The sequence below is a fragment of the Psychrobacter sp. DM4 genome (assembly GCF_051307035.1).
Taxonomy (GTDB): domain Bacteria; phylum Pseudomonadota; class Gammaproteobacteria; order Pseudomonadales; family Moraxellaceae; genus Psychrobacter.
Window position 1 is genome coordinate 124044 of the sequence record NZ_CP195536.1, and the last position, 20051, is coordinate 144094.

The 20051-nt window shown below is 44.7% G+C and carries 17 protein-coding genes and 1 riboswitch; of the genes, 10 read left to right on the forward strand and 7 right to left on the reverse strand.

All coding sequences use genetic code 11. The features are described 5' to 3' along the window. Positions 1-26 precede the first annotated feature (26 nt). Together ACR64G_RS00555 and ACR64G_RS00560 are read right to left on the reverse strand one after the other, a co-directional pair. Entirely contained in the window at positions 27-920 is an 894-nt protein-coding gene (locus ACR64G_RS00555) for an alpha/beta fold hydrolase (RefSeq protein WP_435979634.1), read from the reverse strand. Positions 921-962: 42 nt separating this feature from the next. Continuing rightward, on the reverse strand, positions 963-2861 hold the full coding sequence (locus tag ACR64G_RS00560; protein WP_435979635.1) for an ABC transporter ATP-binding protein: 1899 nt from the start codon (positions 2859-2861) through the stop codon (positions 963-965). 297 nt (positions 2862-3158) lie between these two features. Here ACR64G_RS00560 and ACR64G_RS00565 point away from each other — a divergent pair, with 297 nt between their 5' ends. Together ACR64G_RS00565 and ACR64G_RS00570 are read left to right on the forward strand one after the other, a co-directional pair. Continuing rightward, positions 3159-4052: an EamA/RhaT family transporter gene (locus ACR64G_RS00565; protein WP_435979636.1), complete on the forward strand. Its 894-nt coding sequence runs from the start codon at positions 3159-3161 to the stop codon at positions 4050-4052. A gap of 202 nt (positions 4053-4254) precedes the next feature. After that, on the forward strand, positions 4255-5145 hold the full coding sequence (locus tag ACR64G_RS00570; protein ID WP_435979637.1) for a fructose bisphosphate aldolase: 891 nt from the start codon (positions 4255-4257) through the stop codon (positions 5143-5145). Between the two features lie 90 nt (positions 5146-5235). Here the strand turns inward: ACR64G_RS00570 and thiC are convergent, their stop codons facing one another. The 3 genes from thiC to argH all read right to left on the reverse strand — a co-directional run bounded on the left by thiC (position 5236) and on the right by argH (position 9413). Next, positions 5236-7272 (reverse strand): phosphomethylpyrimidine synthase ThiC, encoded by a 2037-nt coding sequence (gene thiC / locus ACR64G_RS00575; RefSeq protein WP_435979638.1) that lies wholly within the window; start codon positions 7270-7272, stop codon positions 5236-5238. Between the two features lie 230 nt (positions 7273-7502). Continuing rightward, positions 7503-7619: riboswitch (TPP riboswitch) on the reverse strand. Between the two features lie 100 nt (positions 7620-7719). Then, entirely contained in the window at positions 7720-8010 is a 291-nt protein-coding gene (locus ACR64G_RS00580) for an oxidative damage protection protein (protein ID WP_435979639.1), read from the reverse strand. A 29-nt stretch (positions 8011-8039) separates the two neighbouring features. Beyond that, positions 8040-9413 (reverse strand): argininosuccinate lyase, encoded by a 1374-nt coding sequence (gene argH / locus ACR64G_RS00585; protein WP_435980598.1) that lies wholly within the window; start codon positions 9411-9413, stop codon positions 8040-8042. 128 nt (positions 9414-9541) lie between these two features. On the opposite strand from argH, the gene ACR64G_RS00590 reads away from it, so the two are divergent. The 6 genes from ACR64G_RS00590 to ACR64G_RS00615 all read left to right on the forward strand — a co-directional run bounded on the left by ACR64G_RS00590 (position 9542) and on the right by ACR64G_RS00615 (position 15596). After that, the gene (locus tag ACR64G_RS00590; RefSeq protein ID WP_435979640.1) at positions 9542-10693 is read left to right on the forward strand and encodes a histidine kinase; all 1152 of its coding nucleotides are present in this window, start codon (positions 9542-9544) and stop codon (positions 10691-10693) included. Between the two features lie 299 nt (positions 10694-10992). Continuing rightward, a complete protein-coding gene (locus ACR64G_RS00595; RefSeq protein ID WP_435979641.1) occupies positions 10993-11730 on the forward strand; it encodes a LytR/AlgR family response regulator transcription factor in 738 nt (245 codons plus the stop codon). Between the two features lie 157 nt (positions 11731-11887). After that, positions 11888-12916 (forward strand): hydroxymethylbilane synthase, encoded by a 1029-nt coding sequence (hemC, locus tag ACR64G_RS00600; RefSeq protein ID WP_435979642.1) that lies wholly within the window; start codon positions 11888-11890, stop codon positions 12914-12916. Positions 12917-12962: 46 nt separating this feature from the next. Then, complete coding sequence (locus ACR64G_RS00605; RefSeq protein WP_435979643.1) at positions 12963-13982, forward strand: uroporphyrinogen-III synthase; 1020 nt, start codon at positions 12963-12965, stop codon at positions 13980-13982. A gap of 46 nt (positions 13983-14028) precedes the next feature. Beyond that, positions 14029-15015: a hypothetical protein gene (locus ACR64G_RS00610; RefSeq protein ID WP_435979644.1), complete on the forward strand. Its 987-nt coding sequence runs from the start codon at positions 14029-14031 to the stop codon at positions 15013-15015. A 95-nt stretch (positions 15016-15110) separates the two neighbouring features. Next, positions 15111-15596, forward strand: a complete 486-nt coding sequence (locus ACR64G_RS00615; RefSeq protein WP_435980599.1) for an acyl-CoA thioesterase — start codon at positions 15111-15113, stop codon at positions 15594-15596. A gap of 108 nt (positions 15597-15704) precedes the next feature. Here the strand turns inward: ACR64G_RS00615 and ribBA are convergent, their stop codons facing one another. Both ribBA and ACR64G_RS00625 read right to left on the reverse strand, forming a co-directional pair. Continuing rightward, on the reverse strand, positions 15705-16820 hold the full coding sequence (ribBA, locus tag ACR64G_RS00620) for a bifunctional 3,4-dihydroxy-2-butanone-4-phosphate synthase/GTP cyclohydrolase II (RefSeq protein WP_435979645.1): 1116 nt from the start codon (positions 16818-16820) through the stop codon (positions 15705-15707). A gap of 264 nt (positions 16821-17084) precedes the next feature. Beyond that, positions 17085-18374, reverse strand: a complete 1290-nt coding sequence (locus ACR64G_RS00625) for a replication-associated recombination protein A (protein ID WP_435979646.1) — start codon at positions 18372-18374, stop codon at positions 17085-17087. Between the two features lie 61 nt (positions 18375-18435). Between ACR64G_RS00625 and ACR64G_RS00630 the strand changes: the two genes are divergently transcribed. Beyond that, positions 18436-18999 (forward strand): type IV secretion protein Rhs, encoded by a 564-nt coding sequence (locus tag ACR64G_RS00630; protein ID WP_435979647.1) that lies wholly within the window; start codon positions 18436-18438, stop codon positions 18997-18999. Between the two features lie 120 nt (positions 19000-19119). Continuing rightward, the gene (locus ACR64G_RS00635; protein ID WP_435979648.1) at positions 19120-20031 is read left to right on the forward strand and encodes a hypothetical protein; all 912 of its coding nucleotides are present in this window, start codon (positions 19120-19122) and stop codon (positions 20029-20031) included. The last annotated feature ends 20 nt before the right edge of the window (positions 20032-20051 follow it).

Below are 20051 nucleotides of genomic sequence, written 5' to 3' on the forward strand. Positions count from 1 at the left end.
TTGAATAAAAACCATCCTTTGATATTTTACTTACTACTAAAGTGTTCCAAGATCACATCAGCACATTCTTTGGGGGCTTCTATAGGTAGCAGATGACCGTTCTCGGGCATTACGCTGAGCTGATTAGTAGGAACAAATTTTTTCCAGTTATTGCGAACTTTGTCGCTGATAAAGATAGTTGGTTTACCAATGATAAGCTGATACGACACTTGGGTTTTCGCAAGTTTTTTGAGCGCGCCATCGATGTAGGGAATACCAAAATAATTAGCAATCTCTTGCTTGGGGCTAAATATAAAGGTATAGCGACCGTCGTCTTGTTGCATCAAGCTTTCTTTGGCAAAAAGATGCAAGTGTTCATCAGAGATGCGCCGATAAGCGTTTTGTTCTCTCAAGTTATCATAGAGCTCCTCTATACTAACCCAAGTCGCTTTTTTGATTAAAGCGCTCTTAAAGGGTTGACGTTTAAGCTTAATACTACGAGGAATAAGCTTGTATAACAGCGCTTGAGATCTGGTAAAGGTGACAGGTTCTATCAAATACAATTGCGAAAATAGATCAGGGCGTTTAGCGGCTGCTATAGCGGTAGCAGTCGCGCCTTGCGAGTGACCGATACCGACCACAGGACCGTCTTGGGTCTGCTCCAAAAATTTGATAAGTAAATCAGCATCTTGCTCGCGGGTCAAGACTTTGGCCTCTGGTTTGTCGTACCAGTAGCCGCGCATCGCAAGTGAGCTAATCTCAAAACCCGCAGCAAGCTCGGTCAATAGCGGCTTATAATTGCCCACTGTAAAGCCATTGCCACCATAAAAATGTGCTTTGGCTCGAGGTAAATTTTCAGTAGCCGATATGTTCAATGAGCGAAGATCGTAGTAGCGTGCTTGCTTCTTCTTAAGCGTGATCGATTTTGCAAAGTCTTTCATAACAGCCCTATCCTCATATTTTTTGATGCTACCGCGCATTGTCTAATTGTCTTCACCTAAGAACCCACCGCTTTGACGCTGCCATAGGCGTGCGTACACGCCATTGAGCGCAAGGAGTTCATCGTGGCTGCCTTGCTCTATGATTCGTCCCTGATCCATAACGACTAATCGATCGAGCGCGGCAATCGTTGAGAGACGATGTGCAATGGCGATGACCGTTTTTCCTGTCATAATATCATTTAAACTCTCGGTAATCGCAAATTCAATCTCAGAATCAAGCGCACTGGTGGCTTCGTCCAATAATAAGATAGGTGCGTTTTTGAGCATGACGCGCGAGATGGCGATGCGTTGACGCTGACCACCTGAGAGTTTGACCCCGCGCTCACCAACTTGAGTATCAAGACCTATATGGCCTTTGTCATCATATAAGTCTTTGACAAAATCCCAAGCCTGCGCTTGCTTGGCGGCGATAATGATCTCATCGTCAGTGGCGTCAGGACGACCATAAGCAATGTTTTCGCGTACCGTACGATGTAATAAAGAGGTGTCTTGCGTGACCATACCGATTTGCTGACGCAAAGACTCTTGAGTGACTTTATCAATAGCCTGTCCATCGATAAAAATAGTACCGCTATCTACATCAAAAAATCTCAACAGTAGATTGACCAGCGTTGACTTGCCAGCGCCTGAGCGTCCAACTAGACCGATTTTTTCACCCGCTTTAATGTCTAAATAAAAATCATCTAATAATTTTGGTTGCTGAATAGTACTAGCGCGTGACTTATCTATTGTAGAGCTTTCAAGATCGTTTTCACTGTCATAAGTAAAATCAACGTGATCAAAAACAATATTGCCTTCTGTAACTTTTAAATTCATTGCGCCAGGGTCATCAATGATCTTTTGTGGTGCTGATAGCGTACGCATACCGTCTTGTACGGTACCGATACTTTCGAACAAGGCTGCGGTCTGCCACATAATCCAGCGGGTCAGACCATTTAATCGTAATGCCATCGCAGTCGCTGCGGCGATAGCGCCAACACCAACAGCGCCTTGTTGCCATAAGTAGAGAGCGATACCTGCGGTACTACTGATCAAAATCACACTGATAAGATGGGTTGACACCTCCAAATAACTCACCCAGCGCATCTGTGCGTGAACCGTACCTAAGAATTGCCCCATAGCGTTTTTGGCATAGCCAAGCTCACGGCGTGAGTGACTAAACAGTTTAACCGTCATAATATTGGCGTAAGCATCAGTAATACGTCCTACCATCAGCGCACGCGCATCTGCTTGCACAATAGCAGTGTTCTTGAGTTTGGGGATGAAGTACCAAATTGCTACTGCCACTAGAACCAACCAAATCACGAACGGTATCAGCAACAAGCTATCTAAATTAAACAAAATAACGCTGGTGGTAATAAAATAAACAGCGACATAGGTAAACATATCGGTAACGGTCAGCACCGTATCTCGAACGGCAAGCGCTGTTTGCATCACTTTGGCTGAGACGCGCCCCGAAAACTCATCTTGATAAAACTGCATAGACTGACCAAGCATACGCTGATGAAAACGCCAGCGCATCTGCATAGGGAACACGCCTTGCAAGGTTTGAAAGTGGATTAAAGACGTCAAAGCAATCCACACAGGACTCACTATCATCACCGCGAACATGAGCAGTAATATATCACCTTTTTCTGCCCACAATGTCGCAGGGGTATAGATACTGAGCCAATCGACGATATTGCCAATCCAAGCAAACAGCATCGCTTCATAAACCCCAATACCTGCGGACAAAATCATAAATAATAGTAGCCAGCCACGCAGACCTTTTGTACAGGCCCATAAAAACCTCAGTAACCCATCATGAGGTGAGGGCAGCGGCATAGGAGAATCAGGAAAGGCTGGCAAGCGGGCTTCAAAAAAACGAAATAGAGCATTCATAGGCAACAAACAGACATCAATAGCAATACGCCAAAACGAGCAATAGAACTTGCTGTTTTGATCTTTTACTTTTGTAATTGGGATAGCGTAGTATTTTACCAAAATTCGCTATTAGGCTTGCAGGCTAATTGTAATCTAGAATCAGACGATTTTGCATAACAAATATAAAGGTATATGAAGAGTCATACGTATGCGTATGTACATACCCATTGCTGTTAATGAAATATATTGTTACATTCGATGCTATTTTCTTGATCCTATTGAACACCTATTTATTTTATTTGAGGATAGAGGCCAATGCTGTATTTGACTATTGCGGTGCTGTGTAGTGTTGCTGTTTCGGTACTCTTAAAGGTATTGCGACATAAAGGGATAGATATCAGGCAAACTATCGTTGCTGGTTATCCCGTTGCCTTTTTACTGACACTAGTACTACTCAAGCCTGATGTCAGTGCTATCAGTACACTTGGTGGGGCATGGGGTATTATTATCGCCCTCGGTATTTTACTACCGCTAGTTTTTATCATTCTTGGTCGAGCGATTGCCACAGTAGGTATGGTCGCCACCGATGCCGCGCAGCGTTTGTCTTTGATTATTCCCATCATTGCAGCTTTTTTATTGTTTGGTGAAGTGTTAACGGGTACGCGTATTTTTGGTTTAGCGCTCGGATTTTTGGCGCTTGGTGCGCTGGTTTATCGTCCGCAGACCAGTATTGATAACACTCATTCAACTGCGACGGTTGCTCCTCGTACGAATAGTAGCCCTAACGCTTTTTCCAAAACGCCGCTATGGCTATTTGGGGTGTGGGCTGGGTATGGCGTTATCGACATCTTGTTCAAGCAAGTGGCCAAGCAGGGTGCCGCCTTTGCTTTGACTTTGTTCGTAAGTTTCGGTTTGGCAGGTTTGCTGTTGTTTATCTATCTTCTTATTACGCGAGTGCGCTGGCAGGGCAAGGCATTGGCAGCAGGACTATTGCTTGGTGCGCTCAATATGGGTAACATTTATGCCTATGTGCGCGCGCATCAAGTCCTCTCTGAATCACCAAGCATCGTCTTTACGGGTATGAACGTCGGGGTTATTACCGTCGCTACCTTTATTGGCGTTGGCGTATTCAAAGAGCACCTCAACCGCATAAACATGTTAGGAATTGTGCTCGCTATCAGTTGCGTTACCGTACTATTTTTGGCATAAAAACGACTGCTAATAACATCGTATTTTGAGGACTAAGAAGGGGTTGTTAACCGACTAAATACACGTAAACCTTATTGCTTATGATAAAGTGATTTATAATCTATCAACGATATCAGTAGCTGGGCACAAACGAATACCACTGATCAGCGCGTGCCACATATCATGATAAAATTAATACTTAATAAATAGAGGATACTAATCGATGGAATACCAAAAACAACTACAACGTATAGCTGAAGGTTCAGGATTTATCGCCGCATTAGATCAAAGCGGAGGCAGTACGCCAAAGGCGTTAGAGAACTACGGCGTAAACGGCGACGCCTATGATAGCGACGATGCTATGTTCGATTTGGTACATGAGATGCGTGCTCGTATTATGACTTGTGATTGTTTTGACAATGAGCGCGTGCTGGGTGCTATTCTTTTTGAGGACACTATGGATCGCGACGTCAACGGTAAGTCGACTGCTAATTATCTGTGGGAAGATAAAAATATCGTACCCTTTTTAAAAGTAGATAAGGGCCTAGCTGAGCAAATGAGCGGCGTACAAGTGATGCGTCCGATGCCAGATTTAGACGCGCTACTAGACAAAGCGAAGAAGTATCCCGTATTTGGTACTAAGATGCGCTCTGTTATTTATGAGCCAAACGTCGACGGGATAGAGCTTGTCGTACAGCAGCAGTTCGATGTGGCCAAACAAATCCTCTCAAAAGGTTTGATGCCTATCGTTGAGCCTGAGGTCAATATTGACAGCGCGCAAAAGCATGAGTGTGAAGTGATACTCAAAACAGAGATTTTGCGTAATCTTGAGCGCTTAGATGACGATCATCAAGTGATGCTTAAACTGACATTGCCAGAAGAAGGTAATTTTTATCAAGAGTTAGTTGATCATCCTAAAGTGCTCAAAGTCGTAGCGCTATCAGGTGGTTATAGCCGTCACGATGCTTGTGATAAGCTCAAACAAAACCTAGGTATGATAGCCAGTTTCTCACGCGCATTTACTGAAGGCTTGAGCAAACAGCAAAGTGATACAGAATTTGCCGAGACTATCGACAACTCAATCAATGAGATTTATGAAGCCTCAAAGGTATAATGTAGTCTTTTACGGCTATAAATTATCGACCAAAAAAAGCGCTACTCATGAGTAGCGCTTTTTTATGTACTAACGATTAATACTAATTTTTTACACCTCTTTGTACAATTGTCGACCTTCAGAATGGTATTTCTCAGTCATCTCTTTCATACCTTGACGTACCTCGTCTAAACTTGCTTCTCCAACTTGTCCAACCAGCTCTGTATCGACTTGCTTGATACGATGATTTTCATCTTCTAGGTCGCCACTACTTGGCGTGACTTTACTCTCTAAGCCTTTAGCATACTCACGCACGTTTTGGGTGATTTTCATCGAGCAGAACTTGGGCCCACACATAGAGCAAAAATGTGCTGATTTATGCGCGTCTTTCGGTAATGTCTCGTCATGATATTCACGCGCGGTGTCAGGATCGAGCGCTAGATTGAACTGATCATCCCAGCGGAACTCAAAACGCGCCTTGGACAAGGCGTTATCACGTGCCTGCGCGCCCGGATGACCTTTGGCCAAATCAGCTGCATGGGCGGCGATTTTGTAAGTGATGATACCGTCTTTGACATCCTTTTTGTTAGGCAGGCCAAGATGTTCTTTTGGCGTGACATAACACAGCATAGCGGTGCCGAACCAGCCAATCATAGCCGCTCCAATGGCACTAGTAATATGATCATAACCGGGCGCAATATCCGTGGTCAGTGGTCCTAAGGTATAAAACGGCGCGTCGGCACAGATCTCAAGTTGCAAGTCCATGTTCTCTTTTATACGATTCATAGCAACGTGACCTGGACCTTCGATCATCACCTGTACATCATGCGCCCACGCCACTTGTGTCAGCTCGCCAAGGGTACGTAGCTCTCCAAATTGCGCCTCGTCATTGGCATCTTGCAAGCAGCCTGGGCGCAAACCATCACCTAGACTGAACGCCACATCGTACTGCTTCATAATCTCGCAGATATCTTCAAAATGGGTATATAAGAAGCTCTCTTTATGATGAGCAAGGCACCACTGTGCCATGATAGAGCCGCCACGAGAGACAATACCCGTCAAGCGCTTGGCGGTCAGCGGTACATAACGGAGCAGCACGCCGGCATGAATGGTGAAGTAATCGACACCTTGTTCTGCTTGCTCAATTAACGTATCGCGGAATATCTCCCAAGTCAGGTCTTCAGCCACGCCGTCGACTTTTTCTAACGCTTGATAAATGGGTACCGTACCTATTGGCACGGGCGAGTTACGAATGAGCCATTCGCGGGTTTCATGAATATGATTGCCTGTCGACAAATCCATGATAGTGTCCGCACCCCAGCGCGTCGCCCATGTCATTTTTGAGACTTCTTCATCGATAGAGGAGCCAAGCGCTGAGTTACCGATGTTGGCGTTAATCTTTACCAAAAAATTACGCCCGATAATCATCGGCTCAGATTCAGGATGATTGATGTTATTAGGAATAATCGCGCGTCCAGCGGCAACTTCATCACGCACAAACTCAGGAGTAATAATCTCAGGTGTATTAGCACCGAAACTTTCACCTGCATGTTGACGGGTGTCAGTTAGCTCATGCTGTTTTTGCGTTTCGCGTATCGCAATATATTCCATTTCAGGAGTGATAATACCGCGACGAGCATAGTACATTTGCGTGACGTTACCTGCTTTACCGTCAACTTCTTTAGCACGGCGAGGTTTATCGATATGAGCAAAGCGCAGGTTAGCGGTACTGATATCACGGGCGCGAGCAAGTCCATATGAGCTTGACAAACCGTCTAACTGTTCAGTGTCATCGCGTTCTGCTATCCAGTTTTCACGTAAATTTGGCAAGCCTTTTGTCAGATCAATATTGACATTGGGATCGGTATACACGCCTGAGGTGTCGTAGACATAAAAAGGTGGGTTTTGTTCCCAATCCGCTTCAGGTACGTCTTGAATTGGGGTATTGTCTAAACTGATTTCGCGCATAGGCACTTGAATATCAGCTCTTGAGCCTTCGATATAGACTTTTTTGGAGGCGGGGAGAACGCGATGGAGGTCGCGAGCGTCTTCTTCAAAACGGGCATCTTTTTGGTTACGATGGGCAGGCGTTTTTAGCGCCTCTGTTTTTTTGTCAGACGTTTTTGGCAGTACAGTTGAAGTCGTCATATGCTTATCCTTGGGTGCTGAGAGGAATAAAATCAACACCGCCAGGATCTGCGGGGGTAGCTTGGTCGCTATAGATGTCTCAAAATTATCTCACTAAATGTTCTAGTAACAGACATATTTTGCAAAACTTTAGTCACTACTTTTAATGATGGTTACGTTTCGACGCGTAATCAGCGTCAAAAGCACAATCGTGATAAAAGGCATTTCTGCGTGACTGTCTATCTATAGATAACATAAGCTTAAGACTTCCCTGCGTCGGTACTAGCCGCATCAGGTTCGGCGGGTGATCTCTCAGCGAATGCACAAAGGCTTTTAGCCAGTTGCACACCGCACCCCGAGTCTGTCAGTGTTGTGATTTTTTTGCTAGCAAACTTGCACTAGCGAAATTTATAGTAACAAACTTAGCTTACGATAAACAGTTATTTGCTTAATTTGCATAAAAACGGTTTACTGTTCTGGTGTCCAGCCTTGCGCGCGCTCATAGTCTTCATTATCCAAAAACTTATCACGCTGCTCGGTCAAGAATTTTTTGGCTTCAGGGTCCAGCATGCTTAGATGGTTCTCATTAATCAGCATCGTTTGCTGCTCAAGCCATTCCTTCCACGCTTTATCGGAGACTGTGTCTTGTAACTCTTGACCCTTTTTATTAGGAAAAGGCGGATGCGGCATTTTTGGCAAATCTTGTTTATATTTGCGACAAAACACGGTATTGGCTTGCGGGTTAAAAGTCTCAGTCATATTGTTATCCTTATCAGTTTTTACAGAATTTAAGCAAAGGCTTTTAGGCGCGCGCGACCAGTGACAACGGCTTGTTTGACTTGGTTGGGAGCCGTGCCGCCTAAATGATCACGAGCGGCGAGTGAACCCTCTAGTGTTAGATACTCAAAAACATCATCACCGATAGCATCACTAAATTGTTGCAACTGCGCCAAGGATAAATCACTCAAATCAACACCTTCTTTGATGCCCAAAGCAACGGCGTTACCGACTACTTCGTGAGCATCACGAAAGGCCACGCCATTACGTACCAGATAATCGGCCAAATCGGTTGCCGTCGCATAACCTTTCATCGTAGCGGCGCGCATATTCTCTTTATTTGGGGTGATATTTGGTAGCATATCAGCAAAGGCGAGCAAGGAGCCTGTCAAGGTATCCACGCAGTCGAATAGCGGCTCTTTGTCCTCTTGGTTGTCTTTGTTGTAGGCTAGAGGCTGACTTTTCATGAGGCTTAGTAGCGTCATGAGCTGACCAAAGACACGTGCGGCTTTACCACGTACTAGCTCTGGCACATCAGGGTTTTTCTTTTGCGGCATGATTGAGGAGCCGGTACAGAAGCGATCGGGTATTTGTACAAAGTTAAATTGCGCTGACATCCACAGGATAATCTCCTCACTCATACGTGATAGATGCATCATGAGGATTGACGCCGCTGAAGTGAACTCAATCGCAAAATCTCGATCAGATACGGCATCGAGAGAGTTTTGGCAAATACCTTCGAAACCTAATAACTCAGCGGTAATGGTGCGATCAATTGGAAAAGTCGTACCCGCGAGGGCTGCGCTACCAAGTGGTAGCTGATTGATACGGCGACGGGCGTCAACTAGGCGCTCAGTATCACGGTAGAGCATCTCAAACCATGCCATTACATGGTGACCAAAGCTCACCGGCTGCGCAGTTTGCAAATGTGTAAAGCCTGGCATGATCGTATCAGTATGCTGCTCAGCCAAATTGAGCAAGCCGCTTTGTAAGCGCACTAACAGCTCGATGATATTATCCGTCTCTTCGCGTAACCAAAGACGGATGTCGGTTGCGACCTGATCATTGCGGCTACGTCCCGTATGCAGTTTTTTACCGACCGGACCGATCATATCGGTTAGGCGCGATTCAACATTCATATGCACGTCCTCTAACGCAATAGACCACTGAAACTCGCCCGCTTCAATCTCGCGTAGTACTTGCTGTAGACCCTCTATAATGGTTGCAACGTCATCCGCTGCCAAAATATCGCAGCGACCAAGCATAGTAGCGTGAGCAATTGAGCCTTCGATATCATGGCGTGCAAAGCGCTGATCAAAACCGACAGAGGCGGTAAAGGCGGCCACGAAGCTATCAGTCGCTTCGCTAAAGCGCCCACCCCACATCTGCTGACCTTGAGTATTTGTAGAAGGGTTTGATGGCTCGTTTTGTTCCGCGTCCACCGGCGTATCTGTGCTAGAATTAGTAGCAGGTGACTTTTTGTTTTGCTCAGCAGCGACGGAGCTATTAGGGTTTGAAGAAGTGGCGTTCATATCGGTCCAAGACTACTCATAAGAATAAGCACTCAAGTATAGCAAATGATGAGGTTGCCTTACTAGCAGCGCGCTTAGAGTTTTTTATTCCCAAGCTCATGGAGATGATGAAACCTTGGCAATGGATGCTGTATATCTTTTTTTGGTCGTTATTTGTTACCATCATTAAACGTCAAGATTTGGTCACAGGCTCAGATTTTGGCCTTTTTTTTGCAAGTTACGTCTCTCAAAACGTTATATCCATCATCCCTATCTTGTATCTCATTGATTATCTGCGTCCTATCTTTAAGACCATGAGCAACGTTAGAGTTAGTGTCTATATCATAGCGCTCTTTATGACAAGTTCTGCTGTGACCATGGTCTTGGTTCAACTGGTGATGATTACCTTTAATTGGATGCAGTACGATACCCAAAGCTTTATTATTGATGTCTTACTAGATAGCATCATTGGTGGCGGTTTTACCTTAGTATTTATCCTGTACTTTTTGCGGCGTTATATCGAGCTCAATGCTCTCAAAGTATCGTTCGAGGAGAAGCTAAGCGCACAAAATGATATGATCAAAGCCCGTATTGCCCCGCACTTTTTGTTTAATACCATTAATACGCTAATAGCCCTGATAGAGACCAATCCTGCGCGCGCATCCGAGCTATTGGAGCATGTGTCAGCACTATTTCGTGCCAGTTTTGATGGTCCCCGTGAAATCAGCTTTGAAGAAGAGATTGCGCTTTGTGAGCACTATATTGCGATCGAATCAAGTCGGCTGGCAGATAAGCTCGTTGTCAACTGGTCTTTACCTGACGAGGATGTCATGTACGATATGGTCATCACTTCTTTAACCTTACAAAGTGTCCTTGAAAAAATGTTACTCAACGTGGTGGAGATGACCACTGAAACCATAGGTATAGATATAACGGTCACATGGAAGCAGCATCGCGTGACCATTGACATTACGGTGCAGTTGCCCAATAAAACTTTGATGGTTGTATATGATCTACAACAGCATATGAATTTCTACATTCAAGCCGAACGCCTGAGATCTTATTTCGGTCAGAGCGCTACTATCGAGAGCAAGGTCACCAGTGAGCAAATTGTTACCAAAATAAATTATCCACTCCATGATGTCGGTCTGTAAAACGTTTAAAACATCATTCGTTAACAGCTGGCATACTTATTGCTACGTTATTATTACTACCGATATCATGATAACTATTATTATCAATAGCGATACCAAAAGTAGCTTTAAAGTTTTGTTTATCACGTTTTTCTTTCAAGAAATAAGATGTTAAAGAGACTTTTTAAAGCATATAAATACTAAGTTTTTATATAAAATACGCTATGAGATGGATAAATTATCGATAACTATGAACATATGCCAGTATAATATTTATACGACATAAGAGCACTCATATATAAGATGAGAGAGGATATTACATGCGGATTGTTGTTTGTGATGATGAGCCATTGGCGCGCGAGCGTTTGGTTAGAATCGTTCAAGAGTCAGGTCACAAAGTAGTTGCTCAAGCAACGACTGGCATGGAAGCTATTACCGCCGTAAAGTCTCAGCAACCAGATATCATCTTGTTAGATATACGTATGCCTGAGATGGATGGCGTACGCTGTGCTCATGAACTTAATAAGCTTGAGCATCCACCAGCTATTATCTTTGTCACCGCTTACGATCATTATGCTATTGCAGCCCTTAGAGCCAATGCCATTGGTTATTTGCTTAAACCGGCCAATAAGGATGAGCTGCTAGAAGCACTCAGTAAAGCTAAAAATCTAAACGCAGCCCAGCTCAATGAGATTCGCAAACTTGAAGACCCAACTGCCAGACCTATCCGCGAGCATATCTCTGCGCGTACTCATCGCGGTGTTGAGCTCATTAAGCTCAAAGACATCTACTACTGTACCGCCGATCAAAAGTACGTCAAAGTGCGCCACAAAGACGGTATTGTATTAATCGATGAGACTCTAAAAGAGCTTGAGCTAGAGTTTGAAGACCGCCTGTTTCGCGTCCATCGCAACGCCATTATCAATCTAAGTTACCTAGATTTCTTGGAGACAGTTGATGCAGGTCAGTATCAAGTCCGCTTCAAGGACATTGATGAGACTTTGGCCGTCAGTCGTCGTCACCTACCAGCGTTACGTGAAAAAATACAAAGCATGTAAAATTATAAGTTTCCAGATTTTAGTCAACATAAACTATAGCAATACCTAGCAGGCAGACCGTATCATCAAACCCTTATTTGTGCTTAAATAGGGGTATTTTTTTGCGTCCATTTTTGTATGGTTAATTATTTATTATTGAACTTACTTGAGGTCTTTTATGAGCAACCTGCTACCACCTGCTTTGACTACCCTAAACATTGCGACCCGTCAAAGCCCTTTAGCCTTATGGCAAGCGGAGCACATTCGAGATCGACTGCTAGCGCTATATCCTGACATGACTATCAATTTGCTCAAAATTGTCACCAAGGGCGACAAAATTCTAGATACGCCGTTGGCTAAGATCGGTGGCAAAGGTTTGTTTGTTAAGGAGTTAGAAGAAGCGTTGTACGATAAGCAGGCTGATATAGCAGTGCACTCACTAAAAGACGTTCCGATGCAACTGCCAGCAGGTCTCGTGCTTGGCGTCTATTGCACACGTGCCGCGCCAACAGATGCTTTTGTCTCAAACACTTATGCACATATTGATGAGTTACCGCAAGGGGCTATCGTAGGTACGGCAAGTTTACGTCGTCAGTGTCAGATAAAAGCTTATCGCCCAGACCTACAAATAAAAACTCTACGCGGCAATGTAGGAACGCGCTTGGGTAAGCTTGATGCTGGCGATTACGATGCGATCATTTTGGCAACTAGTGGCCTACAGCGCATTGAGCTTGACGCTCGTATTCGAAGTGAGCTTGATATCGATATGTGCCTGCCTGCGGTAGGACAAGGTGCCTTAGCTATTGAATGCCGCGAAGATGATGCGCAGATATTGTCCTTACTTGCACCCCTTAACGATAATAAGGCTCGGATTCGCCTAATCGCTGAGCGTGCGCTCAACCGGCATTTGCAAGGGGGCTGTCAAGTACCTATCGCCGCTTTTGCAGTATTACAAATGGCGAATGCCAGTAGCGTGAATGCTAATAATGACATCGCCAATGACGATAACGGCACTATACTTTGGCTACGGGGTCGAGTCGGTTCCGAGGACGGTAGTCAATTACTAAAAGCAGACAAGCGTATCACGCTAAGCGGTACGCAAGATGAGCAAGAAACACAAGCCAATCAGCTGGGTATCGAGGTGGCAGATCAGCTACTTAATAAAGGGGCAGGTGATATTCTAGCCGCTATTTATCAGACTACATAAAGTCTATTTAACAGTGCTTTTACCTAATCCTGCTAACGGTAATGATATGTCATCTGATTTTGATCAAGCGTCTGCTAGCACTACTTCGTCCTCGGTCGTGGTCGTTAATACGCGTCCAATAGAGCGTGCTGCGCCGCTAACACATTATCTTCGGGAGTCTGGGATGACTGTGATTGATATGCCTATGCTCGCCTTGCAACCTTGCGCACTGACTACCGAAGATATTGCAGTCATGGAGCAGTGGCTTGCAGGCGATTATCAAGCCCTGGTCATCGTTAGTCCAACAGCAGCGAATTGTGGCCTAGCGGCTTGGAAAAAACTAGAAACAACTGACCTAAAAAACGTAGATAGTGAGTTATCAGACTTAGAGACAGAGTTGTCCGAAATCGCCGTACTAGATAGAGTAAACAAAGCGCCCAGTCAGATTATCGCAGTCGGTGAAGCAACGGCTACCGTCCTAAAAAGTAACGAGCGTCGAATTGAAAATTATCAAGTACTACAACCTTTGATTGCTGATAATGAAGGCATGCTTGCTATGCCTGAGATTGAAGGCTTACAAAAAGGCGATAAGCTGTTGGTATGGCGTGGTCTGGGTGGTCGGCGACTACTGGTCGATACTTTGAGTGCTCGCGGGGTTCATATCGATAGTATTGCTTGGTATGAGCGCGTGATGCCAAAGGACGCTAGGGATAACTACCAGCGATGGTGTGAGCAGATGATAGCATTCCCTACTACAGGCTTATTAAAACCTATTGTTATCATTAGTAGCGGTACGACTTTTGAGCACTGGACTGATATCGTCACTCAGAGACAGCAAACTAAGTTTGATAATAAATATAAGCTCGATAATCAACCTAAGCCCAATGATAAATTAGAAGAACTATCCGCAAAAGTACAGTCAAATCAGAAACCATGGCCTACACTAAACGACTTTATCTATATCGTTTTGGGTGAGCGCTTAGCCCGTATAGTAGCCAAAGAGCAACTAATTTGTTGGCGCGTAGAGGACCTAGCACCTGAGACTATATTGTCGACTATCAAACACAAAATCGATGGCATTCAATAGTAATCTTCTTTAAAAGTCCTTAAATTTTCTTTCTTGGTATTGTCCTATGTCAACCTCTCCTGAGCCCTCATCTTCGTCGCCTTCGGCAAAACAGCAGCGTCAGCAAGCCAATATTTTATTATTACGTTTGCAGTGGCTGGTTATTTTGCTGCTCGTTATGGCTTTAGCTGGGTTATATATCAGCCAGCAACGCTTTGAGAATCAAATTAATGAGCGCCTGCAAAGTAATGAGCATGTGGTCAGCCGCTTAAATGAGATGGATGATCGCCTGTTTGCTGTGAGTCAGCAAACCTTACCTCAGCCTAGTATCGCTGCAGGTAGCCAAGCACAAAATCAGCTCGATCTATTACGTATTCAAATACAAGTGGCGGATAAGTTACTGGCTGATAATAATGACAGAGCCGCTATTAAATTGTTACGTGGCCTACATTGGCAATTGTCGCAGACGGGTAATGAGATTGCGCCTGCGCTCACTATCGTCATTAAGCAAAGCCTCATGGACGATATCGAGCGTTTGCAAGCACAAACCTCTCAACCTAGTCCGTGGCAACTACAGAATTTAGCCATTCAGAATATTCAAGAGTTTTTGCACAGCCATGAGCGTAACAACAGCCATGAGCGTAACAACAGCCATGAGCGTAACAATAGCCATGAGCAGACTAAAAACTTAACAAATGCTAACAAAGAAACGGCTAATAAAACCACGAATAACACAGCCTTGACGGGGCGACAGTTGGTTATCCATGAAGTAATCATGACTCTAAATTTAGCCAGTCAAGCGAGCAATATGCGCGATCAAGATCAGCTCACCAGTTACTTGCGCCAAGCACGTAAACAGCTTCAAACGCTGGTTGCATCAACCGTAGTTAGCAGAGCGGCGTTTAATAGTGAACAAGCAGACAATATACAAACAGATAGTGCGCCAAAAAATATCTCAGAGGTTATTGATTGGTTAGACAAACTGATTGCCACTACTCCAACGCAAGCGCCTTTATTGACGACTCAAATACTAGAGCAATCAGATGCTCAGTAATAGATGCTAATAAAATTATAGCTGTACAAACTATAGCTCACCGAATATATAGACTAATAATGAATCATACTCTAATACCAAATCAGACACCGCCTATGCAAAATATCAGTGCTACCATCGCTACCAATGCTCCAGATCTTTTTATTCCAAAAGTTTTAGAAGGTTATCCCGTCCTTCATAATCAGCCCGTACAATGGGGCGAGATGGATGCCTTTAACCATCTGAACAATGTGGTCTATTATCGCTACGCTGAGTCTGCTCGTATTGCTTACTTGCAAGCGGTAGGTATGTTTGATGGGAATATGGTGACTGTACTAGCGCAATCAAGCTGTCAGTATTTGCGTCCAGTGTTCTATCCAGATACGCTTTTGTTAGGAGTACGCTGTCAGCGCCTAGGCAACACCAGCATTGTCATAGAGTACGGCTACTACAGCTACGAGCAGCAAGCGCTTGTTGCGACAGCTGAAGCTGTAATAGTGCGTTTGGACAGTACGGGCAAAACAAAACTGCCATGGACGCAAAAAGAGCGCGATCGTCTTATGCTGTTAGAGTCTGAGGTGGGTCATATACCAAAAGTATAGCTCGCCCAGCATCGATAGTCTTGAATAAAAAAAGGCACCTCACTATCCATGAAGGTGCCTTTTTTACTATGTACTTTTAAATTACAGATCGAGATTACCGCTTAGAGTTTAATCTTCTTGATTAGGCGAGTGCACAAAATCGACTACATTGAGCTCGAACCCTGACAACGCATAGAACTTCATAGGAGAGGATAGTAGGCGCATATCACGCACGCCCAAATGACGCAAAATCTGTGCGCCAACACCGATACTACGATAAGGCTGCTGAGTGATAGTAGAGATGGATTGATTATCCGATGCTTTATCTAGAGCCTCTCCCAAATCTATCGGCTGATGACTTCCAATCCATACGAGTACTCCGCGCTCCGATGCACTGATCTCCTCCATTGCTGACTGAACACTCCAGCCACCGCGACCTGTTGTATCATTTTTCGCTGCAAATAAATCACGTAGTGGATGAAAGCCATGTACGCGTACGGTACTGACGCCAGTACTAACATCTCCTTTCACGAGCGCCAAATGAGTCTCATCTGCGCCAAACTCACGAAAACGATGGAGCATAAAAGTGCCGTGCTCAGTTTCAAACGGACGTGATTCAATCTCCTCAATCGTCTGCTCGTTGGCAATACGGTAATTGATGAGATCAGCGATAGTACCGATTTTGATGTTGTGCTCTTTAGCAAATATCTCCAGATCATCACGGCGCGCCATAGTACCGTCAGGATTGATGATCTCGACGATGACCGCCGCAGGCTCAAGACCTGCCAAACGCGCCAAATCGCAACCCGCTTCGGTATGGCCGGCACGGTGCAAGACGCCGCCGTTTTGCGCCATGATTGGGAAGATATGTCCAGGTTGGACAATGTCTTCAGGCTTAGCTGCAGAGGAGACTGCCGCTTGAATCGTACGCGCGCGATCGCCTGCCGAGATACCAGTCGTCACGCCCTCAGCAGCCTCAATAGAAACCGTGAAGTTAGTGCTAAATTTGGCTTCGTTACGATCAGACATCAGCGGCAGCTCAAGCTGATGACAGCGCGCTTGCGATAGCGTCAAACATACCAAACCGCGGGCATGGGTGATCATAAAATTGATGTCATCGGCACGCACATGGGTGGCGGCCATAATGATATCGCCTTCATTCTCGCGATCCTCATCGTCCATCAAAATAACCATCTTGCCCGCGCGAATGTCTTCGATAATCTCAGGAATCGTATCTAAACTCATAAAAAATCTCAATGTTTTATTATTTGTCGGTATATAAAAAGGATAGAAGCAAAATATTTGCCTATTGTAGCAGCAGATTAATAAAAACGCTGTACACACTCTAATAAAAGCGTACAGCGATTAAGTAATCGTAGATAGAAATGATATAGTGTTTACATGGTGATAAAGCAAGTTACTCGCCCGTTTTAATGGCTTTTTTATTTAACGCCTGTTTGCCTATTACTATGATTGCCTAGTACTTCGACTGTCCAGTATTTTGGTCACCTACTCGTTGCTAGCAGCTTGAGCTTTGAGCCAGTCCATAAACTGCTTACTATGCTGCTCGCGCTGATTATCAGCGAAATCATAAAAGTGCGTATTGACTAAACTATCAGGCAAATAAGACTGAGGGTAATAGTGATTGGGAAAATCGTGTGGATAAGCGTAACCTTGTCCATACCCTTGATCGCGCATAAGTTTGGTCACGCCGTTTCTTAGATGTAGAGGTACGGCAGAAGCATCCTTTTCTGCCACTGCCATCGCCGCATTTATTGCTTTGTAAGTACTATTGCTCTTAGCACTAGTCGCCAGATATACAACTACTTGTCCTAAGATAATACGTGCCTCTGGCATACCAATAGACTGCACGCTGCGTAGTGCTGCATCTGCAAGCAATAAAGCATTGGGATTGGCATTGCCGATGTCTTCACTGGCCAAAATAACTAAGCGTCTGGCAATAAAGTCAGCAGGTTCGCCGCCGACGAGCATTCGCGCCATCCAGTATAGCGCCGCATCAGGATCTGAGCCGCGCACAGATTTTATCATCGCAGAGACGATGTCATAATGTTGCTCGCCTTCTTTGTCATAACGGATGAGCGCAGTCTGCGCCACACGCCCAATCAATTCGTCATCGATAACGAGCGGTAACTTCGCCGGGTCTGCTGTCTGTACCGCAAGCTCTAATAGGTTCAGTGCCTTTCTAGCATCACCATGAGCGAATTGGCTAATGATACCTTGCGCTTGTAAGTCAATGGTCATCTCTTTAAGCACACTGTCTTCTAAGAGCGCTCTTCTCAGGACCGCATGGATTTGCTCATCGTCCAATGGCTCTAAGCGGTACACCTGGCAGCGAGACAAGAGCGCGTTATTGACACTAAACGAGGGATTTTCAGTCGTCGCCCCAATCAAAGTAATGTCACCTGACTCTACTGCGCCAAGCAAGGCGTCTTGCTGCGCTTTATTAAAGCGATGAATCTCATCGATAAAGACAACAGGCGACTCAAAGCTTAGCGAGTCTTTGGTATCTAAGACTTCGCGCAGCTGTTTGACGCCAGTATTGAGTGCCGATAACGCATGAAAGGGTCTGTTCACCGCAGCAGCAAGCAGCATCGCAATAGTCGTCTTGCCAATACCCGCTTCGCCGTGCAAAATGATAGAGGGTAGATGACCTTGTTCAACCAAACGTCGTAGCGGCGCACCATTTGCTAGCAGGTGCTCTTGACCGATAATAGCATTAAGGGAGGTGGGGCGCATACGCTGAGCGAGTGGGGTATCAGCATGAAAAGTAGAGGACATGGCATTCTCAAAATCTAAAAATAACAAGTACTATAATACAGTAGCAGATGGAATGATGATTATGGCTCAAAAAATTAAAAAAAGCCTGAATCGATATTTGAATACCAGATATCTGAATGCTATAAGCTCTATAGGTCTTAATCTTACTGCTAGCAAGTCGCGATATCTCACGGATGGCGAAATTATACTGGCACGTAGCGTATTTGGTGAGGATATCAATCTTGATAAAGTAGCGCTAAAAACAGCATGGTGGGTACTCAAAAATTACGCGGTAAGTCCTAATGGCAACATTTACTTCAGTGCAGCAGACTGGATAGAGGACTTTGCTCAGACTACTCTTAGCAAACAAAGTTGGCTCATACATGAGCTCACTCATGTCTGGCAGTTGCAGCAAGGGATTAAGGTAGTACGCGGTGCTGTTTTTGATCGTCGTTATCGCTACATCATAAAAACAGGAAAATCGTTTTTTAGATATGGTATAGAGCAGCAAGCTCGTATGGTACAAGATTATTTTATCCGTCGTCAACGCGGGCAGGACTGTCAGGACTTGCAAGCTTGTATCCCATTTCTAAGAGTGCAATCAGACAACCCCATCAAAGATACTGACAGCCCGTTCACAGTTTAGTCTTCGAATTATTTTCAATAGTCGCTATGATAAAAACTGTTTGCAAATTACCAAACCTGCCGCAAACAAGCAATGGATTGCCATACTGGTTTTGATATTTAACAAAGGGTCTGTATTCTAATGTTTAAATTTTTATCATCCAATCTAGACAATAAAGAAAACAAAAGTGTAATACGCTTACGCCATTCGGTAAGCCTAACTACAATTACCTTAACAGGCTCTATATTACTAGCCGCCTGTAATCCGCAAGCAGATCCAGAGACAACACCAGAGAAAATAGAGATCAAAACAGAAGAGCAACAGCGTGCTGAAGATAATCAATCTGTTGCGCAGAGTGATTCGGCAGCTGCTCGTATAGAGCAGTTCCAGCCTTTGTATGTCAATCAAGTGTTGGGGTTACAGCGACGCCTGCAAGCAGAGTATGAGTCGCTACAAGCGGCTGATGCCTCAGATACTGAGAATAGTCTACTAGCAGTTGATCCTGATCAAGCTGGCAATGCTCAGTTATCACCGAACGAGTCTGCCGACGATGAAAGGGTAACGAATGAAGAAGTGGCTACTAATAATTCAGAGATGAACAGCGATATTAATACCAGCACTGAGGTAGGCGTACGTGATCTAACGGTACTCAAGCGTATCAGCTTAGAGCCGCGCAAAACTGAGATGCTAACTGAGACGCAAGTTATAGAAAACTATCAGCAAGCAATTCAAGCGCTTTATCAGCCTGTGACCACTGACTTGAGCGCACAGGATACCGATACGCTGCTTAATATCGCAGCGTTAATCCCGCAATTGTTTGAGCATCCAGAGATTGCAAACAGGGTGAATGCTAAGAGTCCGGCGCTTGCGCGTCTCATCATTCAGCATCAGGTCTGGGAGCAGATAGAGGCGCAGCAAGTGGTCGATATGCAGCAAATGAAGCTGGTACAACAGCAAGAATTCGAGGCCCTTATGAGCAAGTTCAACGACACTATCAAGGACTATGACGAACAAATCGCTAAGTACGAGCAAACGTTAAAGGAATTTCAATAGTTTACATATACAAAATTTAA

Bases quoted from the DNA above. Each gene is read 5' to 3' on its own strand.
- ACR64G_RS00555 (WP_435979634.1), bottom strand. From the start codon at position 920: ATGAAAGACTTTGCAAAATCGATCACGCTTAAGAAGAAGCAAGCACGC.
- ACR64G_RS00560 (WP_435979635.1), bottom strand. From the start codon at position 2,861: ATGAATGCTCTATTTCGTTTTTTTGAAGCCCGCTTGCCAGCCTTTCCT.
- ACR64G_RS00565 (WP_435979636.1), top strand. From the start codon at position 3,159: ATGCTGTATTTGACTATTGCGGTGCTGTGTAGTGTTGCTGTTTCGGTA.
- ACR64G_RS00570 (WP_435979637.1), top strand. From the start codon at position 4,255: ATGGAATACCAAAAACAACTACAACGTATAGCTGAAGGTTCAGGATTT.
- thiC (WP_435979638.1), bottom strand. From the start codon at position 7,272: ATGACGACTTCAACTGTACTGCCAAAAACGTCTGACAAAAAAACAGAG.
- ACR64G_RS00580 (WP_435979639.1), bottom strand. From the start codon at position 8,010: ATGACTGAGACTTTTAACCCGCAAGCCAATACCGTGTTTTGTCGCAAA.
- argH (WP_435980598.1), bottom strand. From the start codon at position 9,413: ATGTGGGGTGGGCGCTTTAGCGAAGCGACTGATAGCTTCGTGGCCGCC.
- ACR64G_RS00595 (WP_435979641.1), top strand. From the start codon at position 10,993: ATGCGGATTGTTGTTTGTGATGATGAGCCATTGGCGCGCGAGCGTTTG.
- hemC (WP_435979642.1), top strand. From the start codon at position 11,888: ATGAGCAACCTGCTACCACCTGCTTTGACTACCCTAAACATTGCGACC.
- ACR64G_RS00605 (WP_435979643.1), top strand. From the start codon at position 12,963: ATGTCATCTGATTTTGATCAAGCGTCTGCTAGCACTACTTCGTCCTCG.
- ACR64G_RS00610 (WP_435979644.1), top strand. From the start codon at position 14,029: ATGTCAACCTCTCCTGAGCCCTCATCTTCGTCGCCTTCGGCAAAACAG.
- ACR64G_RS00615 (WP_435980599.1), top strand. From the start codon at position 15,111: ATGCAAAATATCAGTGCTACCATCGCTACCAATGCTCCAGATCTTTTT.
- ribBA (WP_435979645.1), bottom strand. From the start codon at position 16,820: ATGAGTTTAGATACGATTCCTGAGATTATCGAAGACATTCGCGCGGGC.
- ACR64G_RS00625 (WP_435979646.1), bottom strand. From the start codon at position 18,374: ATGTCCTCTACTTTTCATGCTGATACCCCACTCGCTCAGCGTATGCGC.
- ACR64G_RS00630 (WP_435979647.1), top strand. From the start codon at position 18,436: ATGGCTCAAAAAATTAAAAAAAGCCTGAATCGATATTTGAATACCAGA.
- ACR64G_RS00635 (WP_435979648.1), top strand. From the start codon at position 19,120: ATGTTTAAATTTTTATCATCCAATCTAGACAATAAAGAAAACAAAAGT.